Annotated in this window: 14 protein-coding genes and 5 pseudogenes; 8 read left to right on the top strand and 11 right to left on the bottom strand. The window is 66.7% G+C overall.

Annotation, left to right across the window (positions count from 1 at the left end):
- Positions 1 to 1,253 (top strand): aminotransferase-like domain-containing protein (locus tag AC07FK_RS32535; RefSeq protein WP_479108513.1); only part of this gene is annotated, 1,253 nt, incomplete at its 5' end.
- A gap of 551 nt (positions 1,254 to 1,804) precedes the next feature.
- Here AC07FK_RS32535 and AC07FK_RS32530 read toward each other — a convergent pair.
- A complete protein-coding gene (locus AC07FK_RS32530; protein WP_479108512.1) occupies positions 1,805 to 2,197 on the bottom strand; it encodes an ATP-binding protein in 393 nt (130 codons plus the stop codon).
- 157 nt (positions 2,198 to 2,354) lie between these two features.
- Complete coding sequence (locus AC07FK_RS32525; RefSeq protein ID WP_479108511.1) at positions 2,355 to 2,732, bottom strand: STAS domain-containing protein; 378 nt, start codon at positions 2,730 to 2,732, stop codon at positions 2,355 to 2,357.
- Positions 2,733 to 3,447: 715 nt separating this feature from the next.
- Between AC07FK_RS32525 and AC07FK_RS32520 the strand changes: the two genes are divergently transcribed.
- Entirely contained in the window at positions 3,448 to 3,618 is a 171-nt protein-coding gene (locus tag AC07FK_RS32520) for a DUF5670 family protein (RefSeq protein ID WP_138903743.1), read from the top strand.
- Between the two features lie 521 nt (positions 3,619 to 4,139).
- On the opposite strand, the gene AC07FK_RS32515 is transcribed toward AC07FK_RS32520, so the two are convergent.
- The 5 genes and pseudogenes from AC07FK_RS32515 to AC07FK_RS32495 all read right to left on the bottom strand — a co-directional run bounded on the left by AC07FK_RS32515 (position 4,140) and on the right by AC07FK_RS32495 (position 6,361).
- On the bottom strand, positions 4,140 to 4,643 hold the full coding sequence (locus tag AC07FK_RS32515) for a hypothetical protein (RefSeq protein ID WP_479108510.1): 504 nt from the start codon (positions 4,641 to 4,643) through the stop codon (positions 4,140 to 4,142).
- Between the two features lie 275 nt (positions 4,644 to 4,918).
- Entirely contained in the window at positions 4,919 to 5,041 is a 123-nt protein-coding gene (locus AC07FK_RS32510; RefSeq protein ID WP_479108509.1) for an NAD(P)-binding protein, read from the bottom strand.
- On the bottom strand, positions 5,038 to 5,196 hold the full coding sequence (locus AC07FK_RS32505; protein WP_479108508.1) for a hypothetical protein: 159 nt from the start codon (positions 5,194 to 5,196) through the stop codon (positions 5,038 to 5,040). The genes AC07FK_RS32510 and AC07FK_RS32505 overlap by 4 nt, the downstream gene beginning before the upstream one ends.
- A gap of 9 nt (positions 5,197 to 5,205) precedes the next feature.
- Positions 5,206 to 6,058 (bottom strand): annotated as a pseudogene (locus tag AC07FK_RS32500) (arsenic resistance protein).
- Positions 6,055 to 6,361 (bottom strand): annotated as a pseudogene (locus tag AC07FK_RS32495) (ArsR/SmtB family transcription factor). Before AC07FK_RS32495 ends, AC07FK_RS32500 begins: the two co-directional pseudogenes overlap by 4 nt.
- Positions 6,362 to 6,452: 91 nt before the next feature.
- Between AC07FK_RS32495 and AC07FK_RS32490 the strand changes: the two are divergent.
- The 3 genes and pseudogenes from AC07FK_RS32490 to AC07FK_RS32480 all read left to right on the top strand — a co-directional run.
- Positions 6,453 to 6,518: pseudogene (locus tag AC07FK_RS32490) on the top strand (phosphotyrosine protein phosphatase); the annotation flags it as partial.
- 220 nt (positions 6,519 to 6,738) lie between these two features.
- Positions 6,739 to 7,299 carry a hypothetical protein gene (locus AC07FK_RS32485; RefSeq protein WP_479108507.1) on the top strand — a complete coding sequence of 187 codons (561 nt, stop codon included), beginning with the start codon at positions 6,739 to 6,741 and terminating at the stop codon, positions 7,297 to 7,299.
- A 68-nt stretch (positions 7,300 to 7,367) separates the two neighbouring features.
- Positions 7,368 to 7,907, top strand: coding sequence for a hypothetical protein (locus AC07FK_RS32480; RefSeq protein WP_479108506.1), 540 nt, complete (start codon positions 7,368 to 7,370; stop codon positions 7,905 to 7,907).
- A 35-nt stretch (positions 7,908 to 7,942) separates the two neighbouring features.
- Here AC07FK_RS32480 and AC07FK_RS32475 read toward each other — a convergent pair.
- Together AC07FK_RS32475 and AC07FK_RS32470 are read right to left on the bottom strand one after the other, a co-directional pair.
- Positions 7,943 to 8,200, bottom strand: a pseudogene (locus AC07FK_RS32475) (hypothetical protein); the annotation flags it as partial.
- Positions 8,201 to 8,373: 173 nt separating this feature from the next.
- On the bottom strand, positions 8,374 to 8,796 hold the full coding sequence (locus AC07FK_RS32470) for an ATP-binding protein (protein WP_479108505.1): 423 nt from the start codon (positions 8,794 to 8,796) through the stop codon (positions 8,374 to 8,376).
- A gap of 171 nt (positions 8,797 to 8,967) precedes the next feature.
- Here AC07FK_RS32470 and AC07FK_RS32465 point away from each other — a divergent pair, with 171 nt between their 5' ends.
- Positions 8,968 to 9,735: an IclR family transcriptional regulator gene (locus tag AC07FK_RS32465; protein WP_479108504.1), complete on the top strand. Its 768-nt coding sequence runs from the start codon at positions 8,968 to 8,970 to the stop codon at positions 9,733 to 9,735.
- A 59-nt stretch (positions 9,736 to 9,794) separates the two neighbouring features.
- On the top strand, positions 9,795 to 11,291 hold the full coding sequence (gene glpK, locus AC07FK_RS32460) for a glycerol kinase GlpK (RefSeq protein ID WP_479108503.1): 1,497 nt from the start codon (positions 9,795 to 9,797) through the stop codon (positions 11,289 to 11,291).
- A gap of 399 nt (positions 11,292 to 11,690) precedes the next feature.
- Here the strand turns inward: glpK and AC07FK_RS32455 are convergent, their stop codons facing one another.
- Positions 11,691 to 12,812 carry a PP2C family protein-serine/threonine phosphatase gene (locus tag AC07FK_RS32455; protein ID WP_479108502.1) on the bottom strand — a complete coding sequence of 374 codons (1,122 nt, stop codon included), beginning with the start codon at positions 12,810 to 12,812 and terminating at the stop codon, positions 11,691 to 11,693.
- An 814-nt stretch (positions 12,813 to 13,626) separates the two neighbouring features.
- On the opposite strand from AC07FK_RS32455, the gene AC07FK_RS32450 reads away from it, so the two are divergent.
- A complete protein-coding gene (locus tag AC07FK_RS32450; protein WP_479108501.1) occupies positions 13,627 to 14,172 on the top strand; it encodes a pyridoxamine 5'-phosphate oxidase family protein in 546 nt (181 codons plus the stop codon).
- A gap of 7 nt (positions 14,173 to 14,179) precedes the next feature.
- On the opposite strand, the pseudogene AC07FK_RS32445 reads toward AC07FK_RS32450, so the two are convergent.
- A pseudogene (locus tag AC07FK_RS32445) lies at positions 14,180 to 14,263 on the bottom strand (transposase); the annotation flags it as partial.

Here is a 14,263-nt window from a genome sequence, read left to right as displayed (position 1 = left end):
ACAAAAAAAGAAAAAAAACCCCAAACACCCCCCCTTTTCCTCGCTCTTCCCCAAGCAAAACGCCGCCTCTTCCTGCCAGACCCAACACCCCCCCCCCCCCCCCCCCGGCGCTGCCACTGCGTGGCATCGCCGTCCCCGGTGGTCACGGCATCGATCAGCAGGTCGTCGCCACGGATGCGGTCGACCTCAACTTCAACTACCCGTCGCTGCCCGGCCAAGCTGATCTCCTGCGGCAGGCCCTGCGAGAAGTGGCCACCTCTGGTGACCTCGACTCGCTGCTGCGCTATCAGCCACATGGAGGCCGTCCCCAGGACAGAGCCTCGATCGCACGGCACCTGAGGCGCCGAGGCATCACCACAGACGCGGAACAGATCCTGATCACCAGCGGTGCCCAGCACGGCTTGGCCGTCACCGCCATGGCCGCGCTCAACGCCGGCGACGTCGTCGCCGTCGACGCACTGACCTATCCGGGTTTCAAGGTGCTCGCACATGCCTTTCATCTCGACCTGGAGCCCATACCCACAACCGCCAGCGGGCCGGATCTTGATGCCCTGGAGAAGCTGTGCGCGACCCGCTCGGTGCGGGCGATCTACACCATGCCCACGTTGCACAACCCCCTGGGCTGGGTCCTGTCGCCGGCTGACCGCACCCGCCTGATCGAGATCGCTCGACAGCACGGTTCGCTCATCATCGAAGACGCCGCCTACGCATATCTGGTGGAGGACCCTCCACCGCCTTTGGCCGCAACCGCGCCGGACATCACCGTCTACGTCTCGGGATTCTCCAAGAGCATCGCCACCGGCCTGCGGGTCGGCTTCGTCGTCGCGCCGCCGTCCATCGTGCCGCCGCTCGAACGCGCGATCCGGGCAACTACCTGGAACACCCCGGCCCTCATCACCGCAGTAGTCGGTCGTTGGCTCGAAGACGGCACGGCCGACTACTTGGAAACGCAGAAGAGAGAGGACGCCAAGGCCCGCCAGGCACTCGCCAGACGAGAGCTGGCAGGACTCCGCCTCATCAGCCACCCCTCGTCCTACTTCACATGGCTGCCGCTGCCCGATGACGCACGCGCCGATCGCCTGACCGCCACCCTCGCGCGTCAGCACATTTCGGTAAGCACGGCGGAGCCGTTCACCACCTCGAGGAAGACACCACAGGCGCTCCGCCTCGCTCTGGGCTCGACCGACCTGGAGCGCCTCCAGACGACGCTGCGTACAGTGCGACGAGTCGCTGTAGAGGACGCCTATGCCTGAACTCCCCTGTTACCAGCCGATTCCTGCCCGCATCTGCGTCTCAAACGAGAGATCGTCGGTGCTGGAGACGTGGTTCGGCTGCGACTGTGCTGACGAGCAATCACGGGGTGCGGGGCTGGTGATCTCCGTCGCCAGGTGGGCACGGCCGGGGGCGGCCGTTGGTGGGGCGATCCGCAGGTGGTGGAGGCGGCGCCTGCCGGGGGCGATGCGGGCGGCTGCGTGCAGCAGCCAGTAACGGAGCTTCTTCGGCTCGGCGGTGGCCGACTCGCCGTCGTGCAGCGGTACCTGTTTCCAGGCGATCAGACCGGCGGCGGTCAGAAACAGCGTCGACGAGACCGGTCAGCAGGCGGGATCCTGCGCGGCTGACCATCCCGCGATCGTCGGCCGGGCACGACGCGGCGATCGTCGCCGTGTACGACCCGGGGATGCGCCCCGGCGAGTTCTTCCGCGCCGTTGCCCGCGCCCTCGCCGAAGGGCTCCCGGCGGCTGGAGTGAAGCGGCTGGTGTCGGTCGGGCTGGCGTCCGTACTGCCCACCGCGTCCAGAGAAGGATCACCAGGGCAGCCGGGTGCGTACCGTCTTCCCCCGGCCAGGGCCGGGCACGGTCTGGACCTCACCGGCCAGCCGGGTGATCATCTGCATGCCCCAGCCGCCCGACGCCCCCGTGACGTCAGGATCGCGCAGGTACGGAAGGACAGGGCTGGTGTCACTGACCTCGATCAGCACACCGTCGTCGTGCAGGGTCAGCCGCAAAGTGCACAGCCCAGGGGCGTGGCGAACGGCGTTGGTGACCAGTTCACTGACCACGATCAGCACCGCGCCTATGACATCCGGGCTAGTCTGCTCCCCGCGGATGCGTTCGGCGTCGGCCAGGAAGTGGTTGGTGATCTCGCGTGCCTGGCCGGGCGCGTCGGTGGTGCCGGCCAGGTCGATGTGACGCTGCATGCTCGCGCTCATAAACGTGGTCCCCCGGAGACAGGCGGTCGGTAACCTTTGGTGCTGGTGATACGACTGCCCTGCATATGGCCCGATAAGGGGGCCACTCCGGTTGAAATGCGAGCGCTGTCCGTGCCCGGTTCGAGGAGCCGCGCGGAGAAACGGGCTACATCGGTTCGGGCTGTCGGCCGGAAGCGGCCAGCAGGAGCCGTGCCTGCTCAACGGTGGAGGCGATGGCGAAGATCTCCTCTGCCCCCACCAGCGTCAGCAGGTGCTGGAGGCGACCTGGGACCGCGGCCAAGGCCAAAACCCCATCGGCGTCATGCGCGGCCTGACGAGCCGCGAGTAGCGCATTGAAGCCGCGTGAATCACAGAACGAGATGTCCGCACAGTCGAGCACCACCCGCCGGTAACCGGCGTCAAGCATGTCGCTGACCGCCCGGGCCAGCACCGCTTCGCCCCCCAGGTCCAGTTCACCGACCAACGCCAGCACCGCGTCCCGTTCCACCACCGCCGGTGTAATCACCAGCCTCTCCACCGGCATCCGTCACTCCTCACCTTCCACGACACCTGTGAGACGGCAGCCTGTATGGAACCGCCCCGAGGGCTCTGCCCAGACAACGGGCACATCATGTCAGCCATAACGCCAAGTCAGGCCCTGGCCATACTCTCGCCGTGCCACAACACTACGAAACAGCGGCATACCAGACGTATCAGACCTGAGCGGTGGACTGGAAGCACTGGCCAATGGGCGCCGTACCGCAAGGATTTCGGTCTGTCAGGGCCCTGGCCATGACAGAGCCCCCCATGCCCTGGCAGCGACGGATCAGTGCATCTTTTCAACGGCCGACGGCTGCCGGCACTTGAGCGGCCAGCTTCGGTCCGGAGTGGGCGCCCGCCCAGGCCGAGCTGGAAGAACACGACTCCAGCCCGCGTGACCAGAACCAGGTTGACCGGCGGCTCTTCTCCCCGCCCCTGAGGCCCCGGCACCGACACCGACACGGGCAGCCTGGCTGGCGATCTGACGCGCTGGAGCCCGGAAGGCCGCCGCTTCCAAGTGACGCCTGCACAGCCAAAGGTGGGCCGCGGCAACGTCGCGCGTGCGCAAGATTCCTTGAACGATATGTTGCTCTCAGGCCGACTTAAATCTAAGCCGACGAGCCAATTAACCTTCCCGGTAAACAAGAGATCAAACAGCGCAATTTTCTCCGCATGGCCGGAATCCGACCGGGCAGATGACTGCTCGGAGGTCGATAATCATGGTTCCCCTGCTTCTCGTTCTACTGCTCGCGCTGATTCTCTTTGGCGCCGGTTTTGCCCTGAAGGCTCTGTGGTGGATTGCCGTCATCGTGTTGGTGATCTGGCTGCTCGGCTTCGTGATGCGGTCGGCCGGTACCGGCGGACGAAAGGGCCGCTGGTACCGCTGGTAGGCCAGCACATAGACGCGATGGGGCCCCACCGAATACGTCGGTGGGGCCCCATCGCTGCGCCTGGCTCGCCTCATGGCCCCGGTCAGGCAAGATTTCCAAATAGTCGACTGTCACCGGGATTGTCCTGCACCGAGGCCGCGCGGTGTATCGGTATCGGCAGTCATCCGCATGGAGACATTAATGAGGTGTTGGATCCGTTGGGGGCGATGAGGCACGTACAGCGTGGCGGCCGAGCCGGTGATGGGGCTCCGAAATTTGCCTCACTCGGTTTTGTGCTCATCTGCGAGCCCGGGCCGCCCGCCCTCGGAGTGCGCCGGCTGAACCTAATGCTCAGGACGCCTGCCCGGCGTTGCGCGCTGAGCTTGTCCTCATCTTCGGCTGCAGCACAAGGCGACCGGGCCGGTGCGGCCTCTTGGCCGGGGCTCGCGGACGAAGTTGGCACTTGGGGGCGGCCTGCGTGGTTCACCATCTGCCGCGGGACTGAGTCTGCTCGTACTGTCAGTAGGGGCGCGTACGACGCGTCACCTTCCGTCGGTGATGTAGTAATCGTTCTTGAGGTACTCCAGCGTGTAACTACCGAGGTCGCTTTCGGAGAAGGTGGCGGAGGCCCGGACCGCTTCGAGCGGCATCTCGATCTTGTCGAGATTGTGCACAGCGATGCGTTGCGGATCGACGGTCGCGGTTTGCAAGGCCTTTTTCTGCGCGGGTGAGATCATCTGGAACACCATGACGTACGTCGATGTGCACGGGCCGAATCCCTCGTCCTGTGCCTTCTTCGCGCCAGGCCCGGCCACTTCGCAGACAGTGTCGATGTCCTCACGGCCGAGGGCGTGGAGGTACTGCTCGTACCGCTGGATCGCGCGCTCCTTCGTTCTGGGCGCGGGCTGGTTACCGGTCGGGGTAGCCGCCGGCTTCTCAGTCCGAGCGGATGCGGACGTCTGCGAAGGCTTCGGGTCCGCGTCCTCCTTCGCCCTCTCCGGACTGCACGCGCACGCCACCAGCGCCACGCAGGCCGATACCGCCACGCTCATCATCGTCCGCGTCCTCATCCCGGTCCTTTCACCAGCCGACACATATCAAGAGGTCACGCAGCATTCGGGGGGATGGTTCCCGAGCGGGTCCAGGAGTCGCTTGATCTGAGCTGTCGCCCCCCAGGGCCCCCGGCCCGCCCCGCACCTGGCCGGCTTTCGGGCTGCCTCGCGCCTGCGCTGGAGCGGCCTTCAGAACCCGGCATCGGCCGGGAGCTGGTGCCCGCATGGTGCCTCATTGCCGTGCTTGTCGACCAGTGGTGCTGCGAGGCTCAGCCCGCGCGGGCCTGGGCGTCGAGGATGACGGAGTCGACGCCCAGGCGGCGCAGATGGTAGCCGGCGGCGCGCCCGGCCTGGCCGCCGCCGATCACCACCACGCCGGTTAAGTCGATCATGTTCTCGGCAGGCGGGGCAGGGTGAACAGCAGCACGGCGCCGAACGCGCTCCCACAGATCACGCTGACGGTGGCGTCACGCGCAAAGAGGAACAGCACCCCTGTCCAGATGACGCCGAGCAGTACGGCGAACGCTGCCCTGTTCGTTGCCAGCACTCGGCCGTGTCACGTCGCTCGCCGTTCCGCCTTCTCGGCGGTGAACTTCCTTCGCCAGAGCAGGGAGACGTAGACCAGCGCGACCAGGACCGGCACCTCGAAGAGCGGGCGGGCAACGTCCAGCGGCTGCGAAGTGACCGTCTTTCCCTGCAGGGCGAAGAGGATGACGATCGTGAAGAGCAGGCCGTACAGCGCCCGGGGGCCGATCTTCGGCAGGAACATCGCCTCGTAGCTCTCACGGCCCATCCTCCGCTCGCCCAGGCGGCGGGTCAGGAAACCGGCCAGCAGAGGGGTGCCGAGGAAGATGACGACGTTCAGGGCGATCTTTCACATCGAGATGTCGAGCTGCTCGCCTTCGCCCAGACCCAGCCAGCCGGGCAGCAGGTCGAGGTAGAACCAGCCCAGGGCCCGAAGGCGACGACCTGGAAGACGGAGTTCAGGGCCACCAGGACCGCTGCGGTTTCACGGTCGCCGCAGGCCCGGTCGTTCCAGATGATGACCATGGCGATACAGCGAGCGAGACCAACGATGATCAGGTCGGTCCGGTACTCGGGCAGATCTGCCAGGAAGATCCACGCGAGCGCGAACATGAACGCGGGGCCCAGTACCCAGTTGACCTGTCGTAGCGGACCTTCGCCAGCACCGGGTACATCATGATCAGCAGGCCCACGGGGATCGGCAGCGAGATACCACCGATCTCGGCCTTGGCCATGGCGTCGTTCAGACCGGGAATCACCCGCCCCAGGCCCAGCCCCAGAGACATGGCCAGCAGGATCCAAACGGCGAGGAAGCGATCCAGGGTCGACAGCTTCTGGACGACCGAGGCGCCCTCAACGGTCGCGGGCGCTTGGGCGGAGGTCACGGACAGGCCCTCTTGTTGTCAGCGGCGGTACGAGCGGAAGCGGCCAGCTCGGCGAACTGACGGGCAAGCTGGGGCGATGAGGTCCGGGCGCAGCTTGTAGTACGTGAAGCGGCCGCACGGCTCGGTCCACCACCCCGGCCTCCCTGAGCACTCGAAGGTGATTGGAGAGGTTGGTCTGCCTGGCACCGGTCTCCTCCACGAGGTGTGTGGTGCACAGCGTCTCGCGGGCGAGCAGGGTCACGACTGGAGCCTGAGAGGGTCCGCCAGGCCCCGAATCAGTTCGGTGTCGACTGACGTCATCATGCGCTGATGCTTTCACATCAGTGGCGGCTGATGCCACCAGGTGCTGATGCCATGGGCGCCTGTTCCGTCCTGAGACAAGAGAGACCTCCTGATGCCCGAGAAGCCGTCTGTGCTGTTCGTCTGTGTCCACAACGCCGGCCGCTCCCAGATGGCCGCGGATCAAGGAAGTCGCACCCGAAGCCGCCAAGTGAACACGGCGTCTGGACCGGGAGGGCGTCGTCGCCCAGCGGCTCCTGTAGGCGACACAATTGCGCAGCGAGCCGTGGCTTCGATGATCGACGTACGGCGGCGGGCTCGATCCCCGCGCCATACTCCACGGACAAAGAAGCGATTTCGCCATAACATGGACAGAGAGTGTGCGTTAGGGGGTCTGCCCGATGTCAACAGGGACACTTCTGGCGATCATCATTCCCATCGTGGTGGTGATTGCGGTGGCAGCCGTCGCGGCTTTGCTGATCATGCGTCGCCGGCAGCTTCGCGAGCGCTTCGGCCCAGAGTACGAACGAACGATGGAGGCTGCCGACAGCCGCACGGCCGGCGAGCGTGAGCTCAGGGCTCGCGAGAAACGGCATGACTCACTGGACATCAAGCCGCTGGACGGCAGCGTCAAGGAGCGATACACCAGAGACTGGACCGGCGTGCAGGAAGAATTCGTGGACCGCCCAGAGGACGCCGTGCACCACGCCGACCGCCTGGTGACCTCTTTGATGCATGAGCGCGGCTACCCGACCCAGGACTTCGAGCAACAGCTCAAGGACCTCTCGGTTCAGCACAGCCGCACACTCGAGCACTACCGGGCCGCCCACGATGTCGACGTGCTAAGTACCCGGCACGAGGCGACGACTGAACAATTGCGGGGTGCCATGGTGCACTACCGAGCCCTCTTCGACGAACTGCTTGCCGACGGCGGCGGACCCCGCCACGCCGCTTCGGCCTGAACGGCTCAGCGAACAGCCCGCCGCCTCCATCCGGAGTCCAGCCGAGCATCCCGGGAAGCGGAGGAGAAATGCAACACAAGGACATATCAGATGACGCCGCCGTGAGCGGCCTGTCCACTGACGACCTCGCCCAGCCCCGCGACACGTCCACGCAGGAAGAAGCGGCGAGCACACAGACCGACGTACCCACCTTTCCTGGCGAGAGCACGACCACGCCCAGCAAGCCCGTCGAGGACGAGCTGGCAGGAGCCGACATCGGCGCCCAAAACGAGGCAGTTGGAAGCGATTCCAGCCCTCACGACCAAGTCACGGACCAGGGCGGCCATGCCGAGGGAGAGGCGCCGCGGCTCCTTACTCCGGAAGATGAGGAAGGCTTCCGCGCACGCTGGGAGGAGGTACAGAACAAGTTCGTGGACGACCCACGCGACGCCGTGCACACGGCCGACGCACTGGTCGCCGATGTGATGCAAAAGCTGGCCACCACTTTTGCCGATCACAAACAGGAACTTGAAGGACAGTGGAACCGCGGCGAACAGGCGAACACCGAAGACCTGCGCCAGGCCCTGCGCCACTACCGCTCGTTCTTCAACCGCTTGCTGGTCACCTGACACGACGCTGCGACCGCTGGGACTTGTCCGGTCGATCATGTGCGAAGCCAGATGGTGAGGGCTGCGGCGGTTGGCGGTGCCCAGGTAGACGTAGCTGCGCTTGTCGTAGCGCGTGGCCACCGCCCGGTGCTGCTTGAGTCTGTTGATGGCCCGTTCGACTCCAGGACCGGCCTGAACTGAGTGCAGTGCGCCCGCTGGGCCGGTGCGACGATCAGGGACAGCGGGCGGCAGCGGCCGTCGGCGCTCAGGCGGAGCTTGGTGATGAATCCGCCGCGCGAGCGGCCCAGGCCCTCACCTCCAGCCCCACCTCCGCCAGGCGGGCGAGCAGGCTCTGCCACGGCGTGTCGCCCTGGTGTTCTGTGAAGTCGCAGGGCAGGAGATGCTAGGAAGGGAATCTCTGGCTCAGGCCACTAGAGTGCACGTGCTCCCTTGCCCCGCCCGGACACGCACCCCGGTGAGTGCCCGCCTAGGCCGCGTGGAGATCCGCCCAGCGCGTGATCCCGTCGGGGTGGATCCGTGTGCCGCATCGGGTTGAGAGGGCGCTGACGATGGCGATCCCCCGGCCGCACTCGTCCGCGTCCCGGAGGGCATCACCCTCTGCCGCACGCGAGGGGCCCGCGTCGGTTACTTCTATGCGGAGCGTTCCCAAGCCGTCGACGCGAACCCACGACAACCGCAGCGTGACCGGCGGCAGGGCGTGGACAAGCGCGTTGGTCAGCAATTCGGACACCACGACGAGCGCATCCATGACGCGCTCCGGGGGCAGACCCCACTCCGCGAATACGGTGCGGAGTCGTCCGCGCACGGCAGGTACGGCTCCCAGGTCATAGAGCACAGGGCGGACATGGGCGACCGACACGGGATCGACGGTGTTGAGTTGAGCGGCCATCTGCGCTCCTCGATGAGTGGTGCCGACGAATGCTGGTTACCACGGACGGTATGTAGCGATAGATGACCCGTCAATGAACGGCGGTCGACATTACCGAACGTCGGGCGAGATGGGAGAAACTTCCCATCTCGCCCGTGGTGGCGTCGGTGAAAGGCGACCTAGAATCGCGGTATGGCCGGTCCCGTCCAGTCGATCGAGCGGGCGGCGGCGATTCTCCGTCTGCTCGCCGGCGGTCCTCGTCGGCTCGGGCTGGGTGAGGTCGCCGCTTCGCTGGGGCTCGCGAAGGGCACCACTCACGGCATTCTGCGCACCCTCCAGCACGTGGATTTCGTGGAGCAGGACACCGCGACGGGAAAGTACCAACTCGGGGCGGCGCTGCTGCACCTCGGCACCAGCTACCTGGATGTCAACGAGCTGCGGTCGCGATCCATCAACTGGGCCGACGCCCTGGCGGCCCGCAGCGGCGGAGCGGTGCGCCTGGGAACGCCCCTCGAGGGCAAGGTGCTCATCATCCACCATGTTTTCCGGCCGGACGACACGCTTCAGACCCTCGACGTGGGCGCCCTGCTGCCCCTTCACGCCTCCTCGCTCGGGAAAGTCCTGCTGGCGTTCGGCACGGCGAACGTGGAGTCGGCACTTGAAGTCGGTTTGGAGGCGTACACCCGGCACACCCTGGTCGACCCTTCGGACCTGACCAGGGCACTGGCCGACATCCGGGAGAACGGGTGGGCCGTCGAGATGCAGGAGATGAGCATGGGTGACGCGGGTGTCGCCGCGCCGATCAGGGGCCACGGCGGCCTCTCGGTGGGTGCCATCGGCGTGTCCGGCCCGGTCGAGCGGATCTGCGATGCCCGGGGTCGGCCCGACCCGAAGCTGATCACGCTGCTCCGTGATGCCGCACGGGCCATCTCACGCGACCTGGGGGCTGCCCGCTGGTAGCTCCGCACGCGCAACTACGCATCGGAAGGGCGGTCAGGATCATGGTCGGACGGTATGTGATGTCCATTGACCAGGGCACCACTTCCACCCGGTGCATCCTGTTCGACCACGGCGGACGGTTGGTCTCGGTCGCGCAGCGTGAGCATCAGCAGTACTTCCCGAGGCCGGGCTGGGTGGAACACGACGCCCTGGAGATCTGGCGCAATCTGCGACGCATCGTGCCCGAGGCCCTCACCGGCGCCGACGTCACCGTCGAGGCGGTCTCCGCCCTGGGCATCGCGAACCAGCGCGAGACGACGGTGCTCTGGGATCGGCGGACCGGCACACCGCTGGGCAAAGCGATCGTCTGGCAGGACACCCGCACTGCTCCGCTCGTTGAGGACCTGAGGAACCACCCCGGGGACGAGTTCTTCACAGAGCGCTGCGGCCTGCCGCCCTCGACCTACTTCTCCGCACCAAGGATCCGCTGGCTGTTCGACCACGTGACCGGCCTGGAACAACGCGCCATGGACGGCGAGCTGCTGTTCGGCACGATGGAGACCTGGCTGGTCTGGAACCTCACCGGTGGTCCGGCGGGCGGCCGTCACATCACCGATGTGACCAACGCCAGTCGCACGATGCTCATGAACATGCGCACGCTGCAATGGGACGAGGAACTGCTGGAGTTCTTCGGAATCCCGCGCTCGATCCTGCCCGAGATCCGGCCCTCGGCGGAAAGGTACGGTGAGGATCGGTCGGTGACCCCGGGCATGCCCATCACGGCCGCACTCGGCGATCAACAGGCCGCACTCTTCGGACAGACCTGCTTCTCCCCCGGCGAGGCGAAGTGCACCTACGGGACCGGCAGCTTCCTGATGCTCAACACCGGGACCGACATGGTGCGGTCCGAGAACGGCCTGATCACCACCGTTGCGTACAAGATCGGCGACCAGCCCGCGGTCTACGCACTCGAGGGACCGATCGCCGTCACAGGGGCGCTTGTTCAATGGTTCCGTGACCGTCTGGAACTGATCAGCAGCGCACCGGGCATCGAAACCCTTGCGCGCACCGTGGAGGACAACGGCGGTTGCTACATCGTCCCGGCGTTCTCCGGTCTTTTCGCACCCCACTGGCGCAGCGACGCACGCGGCGTCATCGTCGGCCTCACCTCGTACGTCACCAAAGGGCACCTGGCCAGGGCCGCGCTCGAAGCCACCGGCTGGCAGACGCGCGAGGTCGTCGATGCCATGAACGCCGACTCCTCGCTCACCCTCAAAGAGCTCAAGGTCGACGGTGGCATGACATCCGACAACCTCCTCATGCAGATCCTCGCGGACGTCCTCGACCTGCCGGTGGTGCGGCCCATGGCCGCCGAGACCGTCTCGCTGGGCGCCGCCTACGCAGCCGGGCTGGCCACCGGCTACTGGGCGGACCTGGAGATCCTGCGGCGCAACTGGCACCGAGCGGCCCAATGGCTGCCCGACATGGACCCGGCGCGACGAGCGTCGGAATACGACAACTGGCAACGGGCCGTGCAGCGATCCCTGGGGTGGACAAGAGGGGCGGAAGATCCATGATGCGCAGACCGCCAGGCCCCGCCCGACCCCGTCGACATCGCCACGCTCTCGACCGGTCACGCCGAGCTGATTCGCGCATCTGGCCGGGGGTGCCGGTGATGACGCCTACGTGACCCACCGCATCACCGCCCCAATCTTGGCCGGTGCGACCCTCCGGCGAAGCGCTGGAGAACCTGCCCCCCGAGAACTCGCGAACAAGGCTCATTGAAAGGGATGGGAGAAGGAGACGATCGGCTGCCAGCCCGCCGTGGCTCACACCCACATGCATGAACCCGCGGGAACTCAACCTCAACGCTCACAGCCTGCCTCCGGCCCTCAGCACCCGCACCTTCGGCCCGCTGTGGTCAGGACGCCACGTGAGAAGGGCCGGCCGAGTTGACCTGCGTGCCGGCTTCATCCTCAAGGCCGGTCGAGGACGATCATCGCCACGTCGTCCGTGAGACGGCCCTCGGTGTGGCGCACCAATTGCGCGTGCAGTGCGCGCAGGAACTCCGGCGGGGCAAGGGCGTGCGCCGCCTCCATGGCCTCGGCCAGGGGGAAGAAGTCACTGCCGGGACTACGGGCTTCAATCACACCGTCGGTGTAGAGCAGCAGACGGTCGCCCGGTAGGAACGGATAGCTCTCGGGCTCTTCGGGAGGGCTGGTGATGAGGTCTTCCAGGCCGAGAGGCGGCCTTGGCGAGGACGGCATCAGTGCCTGGGTCCTGCCCTGGCGCAGCACCAACGGAGGCGGATGGCCACGGTTGATCAGCTGCACGACGGGCTGGTCGGGCACCTGCGCGATGAGCGCGGTGACGAATCCCTCCATCAGTGCTTCCTGATCGTAAGTACCTGGGACGGCGGCTTCCCGGTGCAGCGCGGCCGAGCAGCGGTTCATGACCCCGACCAGCTCCTCCTCGTAGTGCGCGGCCTCCCGGAAGGCACCGAGCGCCACCGCAACCGCACGAATGGCTTTCAGCCCCTTGCCACGAACGTCACCCACGATCAGGCGAACGCCGTACGCAGTCTGCACGGCCTCATACAGATCACCGCCGACCTGCGCCCCGGTCCCAGCCGCGAGGCTCAGGCTCGCGGCCCGCACTGGACCCAACCGCGCGGGGACGGGGCGCAGGATGACGTCCTGTGCGGCCACAGCGATCCGGCGCACGTGGTCGAGCTCGCTCTGCCGACGCGTACGCACCGCGTTGCTCAGGGTGACGCTGGCTACGGAGACCACAAGCAGACCCAGGAAGTTGCCGTAGACCTGAGGGGTACCCCATGCCTGGTTATACGCAGCAGTCGTCACGCTGACGACGAGCGCGAGGGCTGCCGCGACGAGGGTGCCCATCGGCCCCATCGTCAGCGCGGCCAGCGCCGGCGTTGCAATGAGGAGAGGTCCGGTGACCAGAGCATGCAGGGGCGAGAGCTCGATGCTCAGCACAGCCAGCGCGAGCGCGAAGGGCACACCCTTCGTGAGCGCAAAGAGCATCTGGCTGTGACGACCCGCTCCTGGTCGAGGAGGCGAGCGGAAGAGCGACACCATGAGTACAGCCTGCCTCGCTGGGAGCCCTGCGGCCTCCCAGACAGTCGGGGTCCTGTAATTGGCGGCGGGCATCACGGCGCCGGGCACGGCCGAGGCTGGCCGCCGACCGAGCGTCGCGCCCTTGACAGCCTGGTCCGAGCCGGTACCGGGCTTGCCGCAAACAAGGTCACGAGCACGGCCGCCTCGGTGCACTGCCCCTCCAGGCGCTGAACCATGAAAACGGGTACCTGCTCGCCGCCGCCCTTCGCGCACACTGGGCGGCCGCCAGGCCACCGGCGGCGTATGGCACCTTCGCCTCTCCCTGACAGGCACGGCCTCCTGGCTGCCCCCACCACGTACGCGTCCACGCCAACACGGGGCGAAACCGCCGCCTACGACCCAGGATCCTGGCTCGCCGCAACCGAATCGCTCCACGGTCTGCTGCGTCATACCCCACCCCGGTCCAGACGACGGCGCACCCGCGAACTGGAACCGTGCACCGATTCAGTGGCACCGGTCTGCCAAACTGGGAGTGCCGTTAGCGACAGTGAACCGAGTGACACGTGGCTCAGTGTGAAGCCCTGACGCATGCGCACCGGATACAGGAGCAGACAGCCCGCGGTGGCGGCGAGCAGTGTGAAGCAGCAACCCAGCACCAGCCACTCCTGGGCACCGTTCAGCAACATCGCCAACGCGAGCGGCTGTGAGTGCGGCCCGCGTCCACCGCTCCAGGGCGGAGTACCTCGGTGATGTCCGCAAGACAGTGACCGGTCCAGAGCGCCTCCGGATCAGGCTGCGTTACCTCCGCTATAACGAAGAGGGAAGGGAGTTCCGCATGTCGCCGAAGGAGCCCAAGACCGAGCTCGACGCCCGCTACAGCTCCGCTCTCAACCCGCGCCCGGGCGCGGAGAACGTCACCGCCACCGACTGGGCCGAGGCACAGCGCAGGCTGCGGGCCGCCGAAATCTTCTGGATCACCACCGTCCGGCCGGACGGCCGGCTCCACGTCACGCCGCTGATCGCCGCCTGGCATGACGGGGCGCTGCACTTCAGCACCGGGTCGGGCGAACAGAAGGCGAAGAACCTGGCTGGCAATGCCCACTGCGCACTCACCACAGGGCACAACTCGCTCTCCGAAGGACTCGACATCGTGATCGAGGGAACGGCGGAGCAGGTGGCGGATCCGGCACGACAGGACGAGGTCATCGCCGCGTTCGAGGCACAGTACGGGGACCTCATCACCTCGCCGGAGGGGACCTTCCACGGTTTCGGCGACAGCATCCGCATGGGCAACGACCTGCTGTTCGCGGTGACACCCGGCACGGCATACGGCTTCGGGCACGACGGCAAGGTGTTCAGCCACACGCGCTACACCTTCTAGTGCCGCATCAGGCAACGTTCGCCCTGTTCACGACCTCGCGGAGGCGTTCGTCGGCGGCATGCTTGTTCCGCCAGATGATGTAGCGGCGGAT

The organism is Streptomyces sp. NPDC046122 (genome assembly GCF_056429965.1).
Note: the sequence above shows the minus strand (reverse complement) of the source record. Positions and strands in the feature narration are given on the sequence as shown.

Bases quoted from the DNA above. Each gene is read 5' to 3' on its own strand.
- AC07FK_RS32530 (WP_479108512.1), bottom strand. From the start codon at position 2,197: ATGCAGCGTCACATCGACCTGGCCGGCACCACCGACGCGCCCGGCCAG.
- AC07FK_RS32525 (WP_479108511.1), bottom strand. From the start codon at position 2,732: ATGCCGGTGGAGAGGCTGGTGATTACACCGGCGGTGGTGGAACGGGAC.
- AC07FK_RS32520 (WP_138903743.1), top strand. From the start codon at position 3,448: ATGGTTCCCCTGCTTCTCGTTCTACTGCTCGCGCTGATTCTCTTTGGC.
- AC07FK_RS32510 (WP_479108509.1), bottom strand. From the start codon at position 5,041: ATGATCGACTTAACCGGCGTGGTGGTGATCGGCGGCGGCCAGGCCGGG.
- AC07FK_RS32485 (WP_479108507.1), top strand. From the start codon at position 6,739: ATGTCAACAGGGACACTTCTGGCGATCATCATTCCCATCGTGGTGGTG.
- AC07FK_RS32480 (WP_479108506.1), top strand. From the start codon at position 7,368: ATGCAACACAAGGACATATCAGATGACGCCGCCGTGAGCGGCCTGTCC.
- AC07FK_RS32470 (WP_479108505.1), bottom strand. From the start codon at position 8,796: ATGGCCGCTCAACTCAACACCGTCGATCCCGTGTCGGTCGCCCATGTC.
- AC07FK_RS32465 (WP_479108504.1), top strand. From the start codon at position 8,968: ATGGCCGGTCCCGTCCAGTCGATCGAGCGGGCGGCGGCGATTCTCCGT.
- glpK (WP_479108503.1), top strand. From the start codon at position 9,795: ATGTCCATTGACCAGGGCACCACTTCCACCCGGTGCATCCTGTTCGAC.
- AC07FK_RS32455 (WP_479108502.1), bottom strand. From the start codon at position 12,812: ATGGTGTCGCTCTTCCGCTCGCCTCCTCGACCAGGAGCGGGTCGTCAC.
- AC07FK_RS32450 (WP_479108501.1), top strand. From the start codon at position 13,627: ATGTCGCCGAAGGAGCCCAAGACCGAGCTCGACGCCCGCTACAGCTCC.